This window comes from Priestia sp. FSL W8-0524 (assembly GCF_038005965.1).
GTDB classification, from domain to species: Bacteria; Bacillota; Bacilli; order Bacillales; family Bacillaceae_H; genus Priestia; species Priestia zanthoxyli.
On sequence record NZ_JBBOUG010000001.1, the window covers coordinates 2,441,607 to 2,456,547 of the forward strand.

16 protein-coding genes and 4 pseudogenes are annotated in these 14,941 nt (G+C 33.4%); 2 read left to right on the top strand and 18 right to left on the bottom strand.

Going from position 1 to position 14,941, the window contains the following annotated elements:
- Positions 1-5 precede the first annotated feature (5 nt).
- Positions 6-800: a carbon-nitrogen hydrolase family protein gene (locus NST66_RS12395; RefSeq protein WP_028413082.1), complete on the bottom strand. Its 795-nt coding sequence runs from the start codon at positions 798-800 to the stop codon at positions 6-8.
- A 12-nt stretch (positions 801-812) separates the two neighbouring features.
- On the bottom strand, positions 813-2,072 hold the full coding sequence (locus NST66_RS12400; RefSeq protein ID WP_340843398.1) for a sigma-54 interaction domain-containing protein: 1,260 nt from the start codon (positions 2,070-2,072) through the stop codon (positions 813-815).
- Between the two features lie 242 nt (positions 2,073-2,314).
- On the opposite strand from NST66_RS12400, the gene NST66_RS12405 reads away from it, so the two are divergent.
- On the top strand, positions 2,315-3,085 hold the full coding sequence (locus NST66_RS12405; protein ID WP_098626652.1) for a carbon-nitrogen hydrolase family protein: 771 nt from the start codon (positions 2,315-2,317) through the stop codon (positions 3,083-3,085).
- A gap of 41 nt (positions 3,086-3,126) precedes the next feature.
- Complete coding sequence (locus NST66_RS12410) at positions 3,127-4,521, top strand: APC family permease (protein WP_098626653.1); 1,395 nt, start codon at positions 3,127-3,129, stop codon at positions 4,519-4,521.
- Between the two features lie 341 nt (positions 4,522-4,862).
- Here the strand turns inward: NST66_RS12410 and NST66_RS12415 are convergent, their stop codons facing one another.
- The 16 genes and pseudogenes from NST66_RS12415 to NST66_RS12490 form a co-directional block, all read right to left on the bottom strand.
- Positions 4,863-5,357, bottom strand: a complete 495-nt coding sequence (locus NST66_RS12415; RefSeq protein ID WP_155008046.1) for a hypothetical protein — start codon at positions 5,355-5,357, stop codon at positions 4,863-4,865.
- Between the two features lie 53 nt (positions 5,358-5,410).
- Positions 5,411-5,941: an ankyrin repeat domain-containing protein gene (locus tag NST66_RS12420; RefSeq protein WP_033579202.1), complete on the bottom strand. Its 531-nt coding sequence runs from the start codon at positions 5,939-5,941 to the stop codon at positions 5,411-5,413.
- Between the two features lie 116 nt (positions 5,942-6,057).
- The gene (locus tag NST66_RS12425; protein WP_155008045.1) at positions 6,058-6,570 is read right to left on the bottom strand and encodes an Imm6 family immunity protein; all 513 of its coding nucleotides are present in this window, start codon (positions 6,568-6,570) and stop codon (positions 6,058-6,060) included.
- A 76-nt stretch (positions 6,571-6,646) separates the two neighbouring features.
- Positions 6,647-7,105: an immunity protein YezG family protein gene (locus NST66_RS12430; RefSeq protein ID WP_251440236.1), complete on the bottom strand. Its 459-nt coding sequence runs from the start codon at positions 7,103-7,105 to the stop codon at positions 6,647-6,649.
- Positions 7,096-7,608: an ankyrin repeat domain-containing protein gene (locus NST66_RS12435; RefSeq protein WP_155008044.1), complete on the bottom strand. Its 513-nt coding sequence runs from the start codon at positions 7,606-7,608 to the stop codon at positions 7,096-7,098. The genes NST66_RS12430 and NST66_RS12435 overlap by 10 nt, the downstream gene beginning before the upstream one ends.
- A gap of 139 nt (positions 7,609-7,747) precedes the next feature.
- A complete protein-coding gene (gene cdiI, locus NST66_RS12440; RefSeq protein ID WP_028413073.1) occupies positions 7,748-8,125 on the bottom strand; it encodes a ribonuclease toxin immunity protein CdiI in 378 nt (125 codons plus the stop codon).
- Between the two features lie 278 nt (positions 8,126-8,403).
- Positions 8,404-8,913 (bottom strand): ankyrin repeat domain-containing protein, encoded by a 510-nt coding sequence (locus NST66_RS12445; protein ID WP_028413072.1) that lies wholly within the window; start codon positions 8,911-8,913, stop codon positions 8,404-8,406.
- A gap of 27 nt (positions 8,914-8,940) precedes the next feature.
- Positions 8,941-9,374, bottom strand: a pseudogene (locus NST66_RS12450) (immunity protein YezG family protein).
- 209 nt (positions 9,375-9,583) lie between these two features.
- Positions 9,584-10,039 carry a DUF4274 domain-containing protein gene (locus NST66_RS12455; protein ID WP_025751642.1) on the bottom strand — a complete coding sequence of 152 codons (456 nt, stop codon included), beginning with the start codon at positions 10,037-10,039 and terminating at the stop codon, positions 9,584-9,586.
- Positions 10,040-10,244: 205 nt separating this feature from the next.
- Positions 10,245-10,731, bottom strand: a pseudogene (locus NST66_RS12460) (antitoxin YezG family protein).
- 301 nt (positions 10,732-11,032) lie between these two features.
- Positions 11,033-11,494, bottom strand: a pseudogene (locus NST66_RS12465) (hypothetical protein); the annotation flags it as partial.
- Between the two features lie 455 nt (positions 11,495-11,949).
- The gene (locus NST66_RS12470) at positions 11,950-12,465 is read right to left on the bottom strand and encodes an Imm6 family immunity protein (protein ID WP_025751639.1); all 516 of its coding nucleotides are present in this window, start codon (positions 12,463-12,465) and stop codon (positions 11,950-11,952) included.
- Positions 12,466-12,494: 29 nt separating this feature from the next.
- Positions 12,495-12,908, bottom strand: a complete 414-nt coding sequence (locus NST66_RS12475) for a hypothetical protein (protein WP_098626658.1) — start codon at positions 12,906-12,908, stop codon at positions 12,495-12,497.
- Positions 12,909-13,180: 272 nt separating this feature from the next.
- The gene (locus NST66_RS12480; RefSeq protein ID WP_176343942.1) at positions 13,181-13,690 is read right to left on the bottom strand and encodes an Imm6 family immunity protein; all 510 of its coding nucleotides are present in this window, start codon (positions 13,688-13,690) and stop codon (positions 13,181-13,183) included.
- A 186-nt stretch (positions 13,691-13,876) separates the two neighbouring features.
- Complete coding sequence (locus tag NST66_RS12485; RefSeq protein ID WP_155008042.1) at positions 13,877-14,575, bottom strand: SMI1/KNR4 family protein; 699 nt, start codon at positions 14,573-14,575, stop codon at positions 13,877-13,879.
- Between the two features lie 115 nt (positions 14,576-14,690).
- Positions 14,691-14,873, bottom strand: a pseudogene (locus tag NST66_RS12490) (DUF6985 domain-containing protein); the annotation flags it as partial.
- Between the last annotated feature and the right edge of the window lie 68 nt (positions 14,874-14,941).

Sequence of the window (14,941 nt, forward strand, 5' to 3'; positions counted from 1 at the left end):
AGCTCTTATAGCCCTTCTCTTCTGTATAAATCTGACTTTCGATTGTCTAAATAGTTCAAAATTTCCTTTGAACTTGCCGAAGACGATAGGTCTATGTCAACAATCGCAAGATCCTCATTATTAAGAGATTTAAACAGACAGCGCCCATTAGGATTAATAACTTCACTTTCACCAAAATAAACATAGTCATCTTCTAATCCAACTTTATTAGCAGCTGCAATAAAAATATGATTTTCTAAAGCTCTTGACCTCAAATAAACGTGCTGATGATGCTCGTAAGGAATCATGTTCGCACAAAGAACAAAGACGACTTCGGCTCCTTTTAATGCTAGAATTCGCGCCACTTCAGGAAATTCCATATCATATGTAATCATTACTCCAAACTTTCCTTGAGGTGTATCAAAGACCGGTATACTATCTCCAGAAGTAAAATATGAATTTTCATGATCAAAAAGGTGAATTTTACGATAAGTTCCTACTATCTCACCTTTCTTATTAATAAATACAGCGGAATTATATATTTTAAAGTGGTGTCTTTCCGGAAAACCAAGAATAACTCCTATTTGTAATTCTTTAGCACATTTTTTAACTTTCGTGATTAATTCTCCTTCTACTGATTCAGCTAATTCCTCCACCTGTTCATTTAACAAAAAACCAGTCAAAAATAATTCAGGAAATAACACAAAATCCGCACCTTGATCTTTAGCCGCTTCCATCGTTCCAAAAACTCTCTTTAAATTTTTATTTTTATCATGCAAATTGCTTCTAAGTTGGGCTAATGCAATTTTTAATTGACGCATCCCTTCACCTCTTTAAAAACCTTCTTTTTTGTATACTTTTAACTTTTTTGAAATAGTAGACTGATCAACCTGCAATACTTCTGCTACTTTGTAAGTACTTTTGTATTCACCGTAAGCTTTTAAAATTAATTCTTTTTCTACTTGTCTTTTAGCTTCTTTCAAAGACATTGGTGCTTTAGGAGAAAATGACCAACCGTTTTCACGTATATTTTTTTCTCCTAGCACTTCTTTTTCAGTCATATTTGTGACGACAATTCTTTCTATCGTGTTTTCCAATTCCCTTATGTTTCCTGGCCATTTATATTGGATAAGCTCTTGTTTTACTTCATCATTAATTTCTTTTCGAAGATGATATTTTGTATTATATTTAAAAAGAAAATGATCAATTAAGATATGTATGTCCTTTTCTCGCTCTCTAAGAGGTGGAATAGTGAGCGGTACGACATTAAGCCTATAGAACAAATCTTCACGAAATAATTTTTTCTCAACAAGCTCCTGTAAATTTTTATTTGTTGCAGCAATTACTCGTACATCTACTTTTTTTTCCTCTGTACTTCCTACTTTTCGCACCGCGTTTTCTTGCAAAACACCTAGCAGTTTTGCTTGTAGGTTTAAAGGAAATTCCGCAATTTCATCTAGAAAAATTGTTCCCTTATGAGCAGCTTCAAATAAGCCGACTTTTCCTCCTTTTTTTCCGCCTGTAAAAGTTCCTTCTTCATACCCAAATAGCTCTGATTCGATTAAACTCTCTGGAATAGCACCACAATTAACAGAAATAAAAGGCTGCGTTAAACGTGTACTAGTACTATGAATAAATTTAGCAATTTGACTTTTGCCTACTCCCGATTCACCTAGTAGAAGAACAGTGGAGCCTACATGAGCAATTGTTTCAATAATTTTACTAATTCGTTTCATAGCAGATGATTCCATAATCAACTCATCGGTTTTATGCTGACCTTCATTTGAATAAGGGATAAACATGCTTTGAGATATATTCGCTAATGTCACGATTTGATTTATGTAAGAGTTCGCTTGGACAAGGTGGAGGGTAAATAGATAGGTTCTTCCCTCATAGGTGCTTAATAACTGAGTAGAACCACTTGGAGCAGCAGTAAAGACCTTTTTCCACTGAACTTCTTCAAATAACATACTTTCTTGAAACAGCGATAAGTGACTGGTTTGTTTATTATTGATAGATACGGTATCAATGCGTCCTTCATGATTTATGATGACTACTATTGATTCGCGGGTACCTATTGAAGAATTCCTCATTATCCATTTCCTCCTTTCGATTGTTTCTAATGAAAAATCGCATCATTGATGATAAAAATCATCATCTTAGCTTTCCAAATAACCGTATAAGCAGAATATGACTTATTTTCTTTTTCTCCCTATTAGTATAATGAAAAAATTCATCTTTTTAAAGATTAAAAATCAGAATTGACTGAAAAAATACGTTGGCACACTTCTTGCTTGTATTTATAGTGAAAACGATTATGAGGAGGTATTTTACAGTGAATATTACCATTGCTCAGTTTTGTCCTATACGAGGCAATAAAAAAGAAAACATTCGAAAAATAAATGACTGTATCAAGCAAGCTGCAAGCGAACAGGCTGACCTTGTTGTCTTTCCGGAACTTTGTTTAACAGGTTATTTTATTTGGGATGATATTAAGGAGCTAGCTGAATCCGTTAGTGGCGAAAGCTTACAGTTTTTACAACAAAGCTGCAGGAATCACAGCATCCACGCCGTTATATCTTTTCCTGAAGTAACAGCTAACGGGCATTATCATATTACATCAGCTCTTATAGATGATACCGGAGCTGTAATTGGTTCGTATCAAAAAACACATCTTTTTGACAGGGAAGCTGAAATCTTCCGCCCAGGCAACACTTTACCTGTTTTCAAAACCAAATTCGGAACCATTGGATTAATGATCTGCTATGACCTTGAATTCCCTGAAGTGGCCCGAACTTTAAAAATAAAAGGAGCGGATTTACTCATCATCCCGCTTGCTAACATGAGCCCTTACGAAGATTATCAAATAACCTATTTAAAAAGCCGTGCTATGGAAAATGAACTTCCAATTGCTCTATGCAATCGAATAGGCTCCGAAGAAGATACATTCTTTTTTGGACATAGCGCAGTCGTCAACAGTAAAGGAAAAGTTCTTCTAAAAATGGGTAGCAAGGAACAAATATCGACAGTAGCTATTTCTTTAGAAGAATCAAAAGATCAGAAGCTTAATTACCTTATGCACAGAAGATCGGATTTGTACAAATAGACATAAGAAGATTAAAAACAATTTTTAAGGGAGGCGCAAAGATGGAAACGAAAAGAAATCAAGCAGTTCCAACTTTGAAGTTGTCACATATTGTTTTGTTTGGACTTGCTTATATGACTCCAATGATTGTATTTGGTATTTATGGCTTGTTGGCTGAAACCACTCATGGACTAGTTTCCACTGCTTATATAGTGGCTTTAGCTGCTATGCTATTTACGGCTTATAGCTACGGTAAAATGACTAAAGCTTTTCCTATTGCAGGGTCTGCTTATACGTATACAAGAAAATCCATAAATCCATATATCGGATTTATGATTGGATGGGCTGTTTTACTAGACTACCTGTTTCTTCCTATGGTTATTTGGCTTATCGGAGCCGTTTATTTACATACAGCTTTTCCCAGCATTCCTCTTTGGGCATTTGTACTAGCCTTTATTTTTATTACAACTGTTATCAATATAATTGGCTTAAAAGCGGCGGCGAGCGTCAATACATTAATGATGATTTTTCAATTGCTCGTAGTCGGTATTTTTATTTCACTAAGCATTATATACCTTATAAAAGGCTCATCACCTTTTGCACTCTTTAGCTTTAACCCATTCTTGAACGAGCATCTTACATTTTCGTTTGTAGCCGCTGGAGCTTCCATTGCTTGTTATTCTTTTTTAGGATTTGATGCTGTTACAACTCTATCTGAAGAAACCATTAATCCTGAAAAAACAATGCCAAAAGCTATCTTTCTTATTACACTAATTGGAGGCATCATTTTTATTGGAGCTTCTTATTTTCTACAGCTTGTTCATCCTGACTATACATCTTTTAAAAATATTGATTCAGCAGCATTTGAAATTGCCGTACAGATCGGCGGCAATTTATTTAGCTCTATTTTTCTAGCTGGATTAATTATTGCTCAATTCGCATCTGGCTTATCTGCTCAAACAAGCGGAGCCCGTTTATTATTTGCAATGGGAAGAGACGACGTGCTTCCCGCTAAGATATTTGGTTATCTTCATCGAAAGTCGAAAACACCCCTATTGAATATTTTATTCATAGGAGGCATTTCATTACTGGCCGTTAAGCTTGATGTAAGTACCTCTACTTCATTTATTAACTTTGGAGCGTTTTTAACATTTATTTTTGTAAATCTATCGGTCATTTTTCACTATTACTTCACGTTAAAAAATGAAAAAAAGAATCGTTTTCTTCTCTACTTTCTTATACCAGCTATCGGAGCAGCCCTTGATTTCTATCTCTTTATTAATCTGGATAAACACGCCTTAGTGCTAGGGAGCATCTGGACTGCCATAGGACTTGTATACTTAACTTTTCTTACAAAAGGATTTAAGCTTTCTCCTCCAGAAATGGATTTCGATGAAGAGGAAATAACGAAACCTTCCTCTCTTGCGCATCAAAAAGCTGCTGAAAAGACATTGTGACTTTTTTAAAAAAAGAGATTGAAACATAACGAAATGAATTCAATTTAAAGACGAACAAATGGGATACATGATCTGAACCGCTTGTGACACGGCAGTTGATTTCCGTGCAAGACTTCACTTTCTGCGGGCGGGCGCTGAGCCTCCTCGTCGCTTGCGCTCCTGCGGGGTCTCATCTATCCCGCTTTTACCGCAGGAGTCTTCGTCTTGTCCTCCAATCAACTGCTAGAAGGAATTAAATAGATAAAACCTAAGTTCACCATCAAAAAAACGAACCACTAATCAAACATGTTGATTAATGGTTCGTTTTTCACTTCGTCTAAAACCAACGCTTCTTTTTACCTTCACAGCTCAAATAAATTTTCTCCGTCCTTATTCACCCAATATTTTTCTGTTTCTGGAATCAAAGCTGTAAAGTTTTCATACGTTCCTTTCCAATCGCTTGGAACATATTCTTCAAATGAAGCCGGCTCAGGAAACAGTGAGTAAAACGTCTTTTGATCAAAATCCACCAAAAACGAAGGGCTAAAATCTAATACGTCTTCTTCATCTACGCTTTCTATTTTATCTTCAAACAGCTTTAAAATAGTAGTTGTATCTGCTTGATACGACTCTATACGTTTTAAAAAAAGCTCAGCATTTTCATTGCTGAGAACTTCGATCCCTTTTCGTTCAGGTTCGATGTATTCATTAACCGCTGAATCACCTTCATTTTCAAAAGCTTGTGCAAACTTTACATAATCCAAATACCATAGCTCTCGATCGGTCACATACCATTGAAACTGCTTTTTATGTACTACTCCGACAATTACGTTTTCAGCATATATGGGTTCTAGCATGAGATGGACCTCCTTGCTTTTATTAGCTTTGTGGCCTGTTATATACGATTTAATCAATCTTTAAGCACTCTCTTTTGTACTTTTTCATTCAGCTTTCGTTTTAAATATTCAGCAATTTCTATTTGTCCAAATTCCTTAGCATATCGGTACGCATCCATCTCTTTAATATTCTCACCGGTATATTGAACGGAAATATCTATACCCTGACCAACTAGATGTTCAACTACCTCTTTATGACCACCGTAAATTGCTGCGAACAATGGATTTCTTTTTGCCGAACTTACATCTAATTTTACTCCAGATTGGATTAAATACTGTACTATTTCTACATACCCCTCACCTGCTGCCACTCGTAAGGGAGAAGCATCAAATATATCACCTTTTATATTTACATCGATTCCTTTATGCACTAGATACTCTACTATTTCCATCTGTCCTTTTTTTGCTGCTATATGCAACCAGCTACCAAATGAAGTCATGGTGTGTAAAATTGTTTTATTACTACCTATTAATTCTTTGACTGAGTTAATGTCACCACGTTTAATTGCATTTCTTATTGCCTTATTGACGCTGTTTTTTTCCAAATCATATCCCCCTTAATTTAGTTGCCCATTATTGCCGTGTTTTAATGTAGACATCTCCCTCAATAATTTAGCTGTTTCTACCGTTTTTACTTTTAAATAGTTGTGGTCAATTAAAATTACTGTCGCATTTGTAGTTCTTTTAATACTTTTGTTCGCAGATCATTCACTGTTTTTCTATTCGTATCATCATTTAATAAAGAAGTTAATCTTTCTATGTAACTATTCGCATTCTCTATACATCTTTCAAAACCATTTACAAAATGCTCTACTAATGTATCATCAACTAAAGCAATGGGTTCGGGATAATATTCGACGCCTTTTCTTTCAAATGCTTTTCTACTAGTATAAGCAACTGCATCAATAATACAGTCCCAGGCTATAACATCTGTTTTATTATCTGACATCTCTTGAATTATTGTGATACCCTTTCCCTCGTCATCTAATAATTCATAAAGAGTATCTCCACTATTTTCTTTGTCTTTTAACCATTCCCAGCATTTACATATAACTTTCCGGGCTGAAATTTGATCTTCCGTACGAGAAAGTACCGGTACTACTTTTTCTGAAAGTGCCAGAAAAAATATCACTTTATCATGTTCTGTTAAACTATTGAAATTAGCATTAGTCATTCTTAAACTCCATTTCCACTTCTCTCACTATGATGAGCTTAACTCCTCCGTCTATATATCTTTTGCTCTTCTATGATTAGGAAAGAAATTTTTTTATGATCTTTTTATCATATTCATCTTCTGAAATAATCCCTAAGTACTTATACTCCCAAATCACCTGTTGTTCATACGGGTCAACAGTAAGAATACCTTCATACCCGTAGTCTATCTCAAATTTCCCATCATGACCTAAATGCAAAGTTACACTTGTCCATATCTCCTGCTTGTTTTCTATAAATACATCTAACAACTCACGAAAGCACTCTAACTGTTTATCTAATAACACTAAGTAGCTCTGTTCTGACACCTCAAATAGTTCAGGTATATCATGACTATATATAGGTTCATCGCTTCCTTTTGGATAATAAAAGAAATACGTTGTTTGAGAACCTTCTCCTACTTCTGCATACAAATAGATTTCTCGCCAGTCTTCTTGTATCATTTCCTTTAAATTATCGGCCACCTTTTGATAAATATTATTAAGCTTTAATTCCATTTGCTGTCCACCTTCTGCTTTAAATATTCAGCAATTTCTATTTGTCCTCGTTCAATCGCAAATGTGTAAGCATACATTTCTTTTATGTTTTCACCAGAGTATGTAATCGATATATTAATATGATTCTCAACTAACAGTTTAACCATCTCAAAATGACCGTTATATATGGCAGCAAACAGCGGATTTCTATCTGGTTCACTGATATCAATTTCAATATTATGGTTAATAAGATACTTAGCAATATCTATATGTCCTTTTGCAGCCGCTCTTTCTAAGGCATTGGTAGAAAAAGTTCCTCCTTGTGCATTAACATCTATTCCAGCACGAATAAGGTATTGTACGATTTCTAAATGACTATGAGCTGTTGCTACATGTAGCCATGTGCCAAAAGGTGTGATCCATGTTAACATTTCTGGATTTTTCTCAAATAAGTCTCTTACCTTATTTAAGTGACCACCTTTTATAGCACCTCTAATAGCTTTTGTCATTTGAGTTATTGCCATTTTTCGTTTTCCCTCTACTTTCTACCTTGTAGAATTCTCTCCAAAATATATCGTCTCTTTGCTTGATGTAATGCGCTGTAGTGTGGAGAGCTTATTGTCTATAGCAAGACTCGATTCGTTGCTTCTTTATATACTCCTACTAGTCTTCATTACTATGATTTTGTTTGATTTTATGTAAAAGAGCCATCACTTTTTCTTTATCATGGGCATGATCTTCCATATATACGTGGCAAATTTTGTGCAAGTAAGTTAAAAACGTTTCATAATCGACAATAACACTTTTGTCAGTGTCACCCGTACCGTCTAGAAATTCAATTCCTTTTTCAACATAACCCTCTTCCCATGGCTCTAAGTCACCTGAAAATGTACAAATGTGGTACTCATTTCCATAACCAGTTCCCTCTGAAAAATAGTGTAAGACTTTTAAGAACTTTTTATCTGATAAAGCGCTATAAAAACTTATCATGGGAGACAACGTACAATCTATATCATGAAATAATTCTACGATTTTCTTCATTTGTATCCCCTTTTTATAATTAATTGAATCAACGTTTACTATTTGACCGTAATCACTACGCAAACGCTAGGGTCATCTCTTGAACCTCTATAATCTAAACACACAAAATCTCCTGCAAATAAAATAAAAATTGGTAATAAATATTTATTTATACACTTATAAAAAGTCCTCTTGATGTAATTTTTCCAGGGTTAATTTAGTACCTTCATGAGGTGGGAATTTAACCACAAATACTGGATTTATGCTAAATTGGATTATTGGGATACTCATTTAAATACTTACCAATTTCCAGTCATCCTTTGCTTTAAATATTCAGCAATCTCAGTCTGCCCAAACTCTCTTGCATATTCATAGGCATTCATATTTTTGATATTTTCTCCCGTGTATCTAATCGACACATCTATTCCTTTTTGCACTAAATATTTAACTACTTCTTGATGCCCCCCATAAATTGCTCCAAACAGTGGATTTCTCTTCGCTAAGCTCACATCTGGTTCTGCTCCAGATTCTATTAAATACTTTACTATCTCTAAATTACCGGACCCAGCTGCTAAATTTAACGCAGAAGCATCAAATGTCCCGCCTTTCGCATTAACGTCAATTCCTTTTTCAACTAAATATCGGACGATTTGAAGGTTCTCTTTTTTAACCGCTACATGTAACCACGTACCAAATACATTCACGGTATTCAAAGTCTCTATATCATCACCTATTAGTTTTTTCACTGCGTTGATATCGCCAGTTTTAATGGCATTTCTTATCAATTTTTTACTATGGTTTCGGTCCACTATGCAAACTCCTTCATTATCATCTACTCAAATAGGATCATTCGGAAATTCACTATCGTACTTTGCAATTAATACTCTATCTTTTTCTTCACTTGCTTCTTCACCTAGATATTTACGTTTTCAAATTATCATTTGGTCACTAAAACTATACTTTGTATCGAACCAATTCGTATAATCATAGTGTATGTTCAACTTCCTGTTACTATCTACAGACATTGTAAATGAATACCAAAGCTCTTGATGATTATTTTCAAAACTGCTTCTTAATTGATTGCTCAATTCAAACAGTTTTCTTTTACATTTTTTAAATTCTTGTTGATCCACATGATACTCGAACGGGATTTTCAAGCTATACGTAAAACTTTGTGTATTCTGAGGTGTATTATAAAAAAATAAGTACCTCCTCCAGTTTCTGATATTTGAGCATAAAAATAAAACTTTCTCCATTCTTCTGGTATCATTTTATTCACTGTTTCAGCTATTTTTTTATGTAATTGCTTCATTTCATTTTCTACTCTTTTCATGACTTCAGTTCGTTCAAATTCTATACCTACCATTCTTCCAGATTTAGCTGCTTGATATTTAGCTTCCTTTATGTATTTTAGACTTAGACCTAACTCTTTTCTCTTTTTATAATGCATCAATTAACCTAAGTTTAGTTACTAATTCATTATATTTTAAAAATATCAACCGCATCTCCTGGAGATTTATTAATAAGGAGTTCAGGAATGTTTGGATTACTCTTCTTTAATTTATATTTTTGAATGTTTGTTAATTCAGGATTGAAAGAAATAGCCTGAGATGTAAACTCTAAGTTTATGAGTTTGTTGTAAACTTCCCCTAAAAATTTTTTCCAATTTTCCAAAGGAGAATTTAAAACCTCACCAGGATCTTCTAACATACGATACCCGTCTGCATAATGAAACATCAGTAAACCTGTTCCAAAATCACAAGCTGCATTTTCTAGAATAACTGTTGGCACTTCAAATCCACTATTCCAGTTATAATTTGCAGCAGAGTAATGAAGCAATAGAGAGTTATTAGTATTCAATAAATAACTTATTATATAATCCTTATCTGTGCTATTAAGTAACTGTTGAAGAAAATGAATATCGTCCTTATCCATAAGTTCTTGCCTCCTTTTTAAAAAACTCAAATGCTATAAATTATTGATTATTGCTGTTAAAATTCTCTTCATATCTTTTCATTTTCATCATTTGTTCTTTATCTTTTTCATCCGCTAATTCTCTACTTAAATATTTGTACTCGAAAATCCCGCATCTTCACTTTGTGCTTACTGCTTCCTTTATTTGTATAGCCTTAATAATTATTTAAATAGGATTATTTGGATATTCTTTTAAATACTGATCTATTAAACTTTTAGTTTTTTCATCCGCCGGTGCTTCATCTAAATATTTATACTTCCAAATCTTTTTCTGTGCTACAAATCCGTAATCTGTATTCAACCAATCTGTATAATCAAATGATACAGAGAACTTCCCTGTTTGCTCTAACATTAGCGTAAAAGAATACCATAGTTCCTGGTTATTTTCTTTAAAGATTTCCCTGAGCTGTTCACTAAGATCAAAAAGCTTATCTTCTTCATTATTAAATTCTAGTTCCGATATGTTAAATTGTTTTGGTATATCTAGACTATACGTGTAGCTATTATCTCTAATTGATTTATAAAAAAAGTAAACTCGCCCCCCCGGATTCATCAATCTGTGCATAAAAATAAAATCTTTCCCATTCTTCTGGAATCATATTATTAACCGTTTCTGCTATTTCTTGATACAATTCCTGTAACTGGCTTTCCATTTGCATAGAATTTATCCTCCTGACTGGTTTTCAACTGTTGCTATCCCTAGTTCTTCATCTTCAATTTGGTATGTTATTCTAACTGTTTATCTTTAACTTTTTTATGTTTCTTCAAATCCATGTCAGACAACTAAAAAAAGACACTTGGTTACTTTTGTACAAAATCAAGTGCTTTAAGTCCACCTATTTTTTAGTAGCATTAATGTTTTAACTTTCATAGTAAAAGTATGATACTTATATATATATCGTAGCAACTATTAAGCTGACGCATCTTATGAACTCTAGCTTCACAAAAGAATTGGCGCTCTTCTTTGCACAAATATAAGTATTGGCCAAACTCAGGAAACACATCCCAGTTTTTTTTAAGGGTATTGTTTGTTTCGCGCTCCTCTACTGAACCATTCTTTAAATCTCGCTTTTCCATTGCTATGTAACCATCTTCTCGGAAATTCAAAATCAAACTACTCACTTCTGTATTAGTTTTATCATCATATTCCCAATACATGGCTGTTCTTAAAAAAAGCTTACCTTCACTCATAACTTCGAAATAATAATTTAAATATTTACGAATTAGTTCATCATAAAACCCTACCGAAACCCATTCATTTGTAATATTTATAATATACTTGTGCTTCTCATCTTCCCTTAGTACGACCGTATAGGGTTTATGTTTTTGGTGGTATGTGTATGCAGTATGCTCATCAAGAATGTTCCAAGGCTTCTTTTTGATATCTGACCATTCGTCACAATAATACATTTCCATAGTCACTTGTACACCTTCCCATAATATTTCTACTAACAGTGCTGTTTTTTTTCACAAATTCTTTATACGTTTCTGGTAAATTCATTCTCCATTTACCTTCCTTTTCAGAAAGCACAGTATCGTCCGGCAAGGGATAAATGATTGACCATCCTTACATTCCATTTGTATACCTCTTTAACATTGTGATGAAGTGTAATATTAAAAGGCGATATATCCATTTGGCTTCTGATCATCGTCCTTCTCATAAAATTCAAATATTAACTTGATATTCCTTGATGATGCTACCTTCATGAACTTTAATAAAGCATCATTCAAGTATACAAAATGTAAATATCTCAAAAAAACAACCAAAAGCAGCTGTCATCTAAAAGTCTCATCTGCTTATCTTTGAAGTTAAAATCTGCTTTTAAAAGTATAGCTAAATAATTACACATTTTTAGAAGTTTCTTAGTAATCTATTTCTCAATAGACTCATCAATAAAAGTCTTTATTGAAATTAAATCTACCCTTTTATCAGCATTCTTTGGATAGTTTTCTTCAAGAAAGTGTAATAGCTTATCTGAGATACTATTATTCTCATATACCTTTTCAAAATTTGTTATGAAGCTTTCAACAGTCTGATAATCAACACTTTCAATAGTCTGGGGAAGATACTTTTCTTTTTCATATTGATACGCCTCCCAGATTGTATATGCCAGAGCATTTCCAATACATATCCATACTTTTTCATTATCTTTATCATCGGCTAGTTGCATATAAGTCATGATATCTGTTTCATCTATGTTTTCTAAATATACATACAGGCTATCTGCGTCAAAATCCTTTAATTTTAGCCATTCCCAAGCTTTTTCTAATGACTCAACCGCTACTTCAAATCCTTTAGATTCAGAAATCTTGTTGATAATTAAATTAGATAGCGACAATAGATATACGACTTTAGCATCCTTGCTCAAATTATTAAATCGATTCATTTGATTTGGTGATCCTCCTTCATACATGGTTACCTTTTGAGTAATTTTATATATTTCGTGTCTTTCCCTTCAAATAACCTTCCTTCTGATTTTCGATTAGCTATATCAAAAAACTCTTTGGCAATTAAAAGGGATCCCACTTCATAATAAATAACGCCTGAAATAAACTCTTTTTCACCATCATCAAATCGTTTAAAGCCTGATGAGTATAGATGAGTTAGCCAATATTGGGCACTTTCATAGTCATTCATTATGATAAAGGTATCAATGATATCTTTTACCACCTCATAAGTATCACTATATAACCCTTTTGGAAGCGGAATCTCTTCCCACCCTTTGATTAATACATCAACAGATTGTTGATAATTTTTCTGTTCAAATAACTGATCACTTTTCACTCTATATTCTCCAACTCTTTGTTGGATATTTAATTCCATTTTCATTTACATTCTCCTTAATAAAATGGGATGACTTGTTAAGACTAAAGATACATTGTTATTTAATAGTTTTGCACTTATAAAATTTGACCAGATCTATTGATCCCTATCCTAAAACGTAAAAAACACCTTTTTCTTTCCTTTAACAATTACGTACTGTTAAAAATAATGCATTTAACTGCTTTTTGAGGTTTGCTGACTGTTAGTTCTCACTATTTGCTGTAGTGGTCTACACTTACTCATTCGTTCTCTTTATTTAATGGGTTCCATACACTGAGTTAAAATAATTTCATAAAATCTTCTCTTTTTATTGAGGTTTCATTGCTTTTACACTCATAATCATAAAAAACTAATTCCATTCTTTCAATTTCCTCTACTGTGATAAAACCGGTTTCAACTGCGCTATTCAAAAAGACAGTGATACTATCTGCACCGATACCTTCCAGTGCTTGCGGTACATATTTTACTTTTTCGTTTTTATAAGCTTCCCAAGATGTATAAGCGACGGCATCCACTAGTAGTGACCATAGCCTAGCCATATTCAAGTCTTCTTCTTCCTCAGCAAATTCTGAGATGCCTGTATAGTCTGCACTATCAATAAGCTCATAGAGTTCATCTCCAGTTACAGTATGAGATTCACCCCATAACCAACATTTGTCTAACGCTTCTCTACCTGCTGGATATCTTTCATCACCTTTACTTATTACAGAAAATACTCTTTCAGCAACAATTAAAACAACCCCAACTTTTCTTTCACTTTGTAAATTAAGAATGGATTTATTTTTCATAAAATCCTCCTTATGTTTATTTAATAATCTTTCCATTTTTTTAAACATACACGTAATTCATTTTTGAACTTTTTTATGATTGTACTGATTGTTACGCTCAAATAAAAGAACGCACCTGCTTCCTTTTATGGACAATCAAGTGCTATATGCTATATAAACTTACTTAGTCTATTTACACATTATTTTTTAATTATCTTGTAACCCTATTAAAATCCATTCATCTACAATATCCCAGAAATCAACACTATATTCAGGCTGGTCATTGGTGAACCACAGTGTTGCTCTATTATCCGTACAATTGTTCAAATCCACCGCAACGTATCCACCCATACCATTCTCAAAAAATCCATAAGTGGTATCAAGATTGATTTCTAATGGATGCTCTAAATCATCAAGAATCCCCCATTCATCTTCTTTAAAATAAATTACTCTCTCTAACGGTACTAGACCCATTGCTCGACTTGGCATATAATAAAAGCCATTATGTAACTTTCCGTAAAATTTAACAATAGATTGCGGAACACTTGACCAAGCTTGTTCAATGTCTAAATCGTAAATTGATTTGTTTGGTATTCCCCCTTCATAATACAGAATTTCGTCATTTTCACTCTTCACGCTATATAGAATGGCGTACTGTCCATTATCTATAATGAGTTCAACATCTACTAAATTCTCTTTTAAATATGAGATCGTATGACTTAATTCTTTTTCACATACCCGATTCCATAAAGCAATTATTTTATCTTTCCTCTCAATCTTGTCAGTTTCTATAAATACTTCCATCCATTCTTTCGGGATGTTCTCTTTCTTAATATTTAGTAAGTCTTCATTAGATACAAACTCAATACTTTTTCTGTATTGTTGCAGAAAAGACAACTTATCCACTTAGAATCACTCCTATTTATCTGCTTAAATTCATTTATTAAACTATCTTTATTTTCTACCATGTTTTCTCTTGTAAATATGGTTATAGATTGTTGTCGGATAAAAAACAGTTTATTTAGATGGTCACATCATGCCACCCTACGTCGTTCACCTGTTCATCTAATAAACGAAGTCCCAATCCATTTTCTATATCCCATGTACAATCAAATGTTAGTCCAATATCACGTTCATCATAAATATCCTTATACGAAACAATAATACCCACTAGGCTAATTATTTCAAGTATTTGGTCAGTGTTTTCAGTTTCTAGGTAATGCCTATTTTAACTAACATCACAACCTAACTCATGCCATGTTTGTTTATATA

Excerpts from the sequence above, each read along its gene's own strand:
- NST66_RS12470 (WP_025751639.1), bottom strand. The coding sequence starts at position 12,465 with ATGAATCGATTTAATAATTTGAGCAAGGATGCTAAAGTCGTATATCTA.
- NST66_RS12430 (WP_251440236.1), bottom strand. The coding sequence starts at position 7,105 with ATGGAATTAAAGCTTAATAATATTTATCAAAAGGTGGCCGATAATTTA.
- NST66_RS12475 (WP_098626658.1), bottom strand. The coding sequence starts at position 12,908 with ATGAAAATGGAATTAAATATCCAACAAAGAGTTGGAGAATATAGAGTG.
- cdiI (WP_028413073.1), bottom strand. The coding sequence starts at position 8,125 with ATGAAGAAAATCGTAGAATTATTTCATGATATAGATTGTACGTTGTCT.
- NST66_RS12395 (WP_028413082.1), bottom strand. The coding sequence starts at position 800 with ATGCGTCAATTAAAAATTGCATTAGCCCAACTTAGAAGCAATTTGCAT.
- NST66_RS12455 (WP_025751642.1), bottom strand. The coding sequence starts at position 10,039 with ATGGATAAGGACGATATTCATTTTCTTCAACAGTTACTTAATAGCACA.
- NST66_RS12480 (WP_176343942.1), bottom strand. The coding sequence starts at position 13,690 with ATGAAAAATAAATCCATTCTTAATTTACAAAGTGAAAGAAAAGTTGGG.
- NST66_RS12435 (WP_155008044.1), bottom strand. The coding sequence starts at position 7,608 with ATGGCAATAACTCAAATGACAAAAGCTATTAGAGGTGCTATAAAAGGT.
- NST66_RS12415 (WP_155008046.1), bottom strand. The coding sequence starts at position 5,357 with ATGCTAGAACCCATATATGCTGAAAACGTAATTGTCGGAGTAGTACAT.
- NST66_RS12410 (WP_098626653.1), top strand. The coding sequence starts at position 3,127 with ATGGAAACGAAAAGAAATCAAGCAGTTCCAACTTTGAAGTTGTCACAT.
- NST66_RS12400 (WP_340843398.1), bottom strand. The coding sequence starts at position 2,072 with ATGAGGAATTCTTCAATAGGTACCCGCGAATCAATAGTAGTCATCATA.
- NST66_RS12425 (WP_155008045.1), bottom strand. The coding sequence starts at position 6,570 with ATGACTAATGCTAATTTCAATAGTTTAACAGAACATGATAAAGTGATA.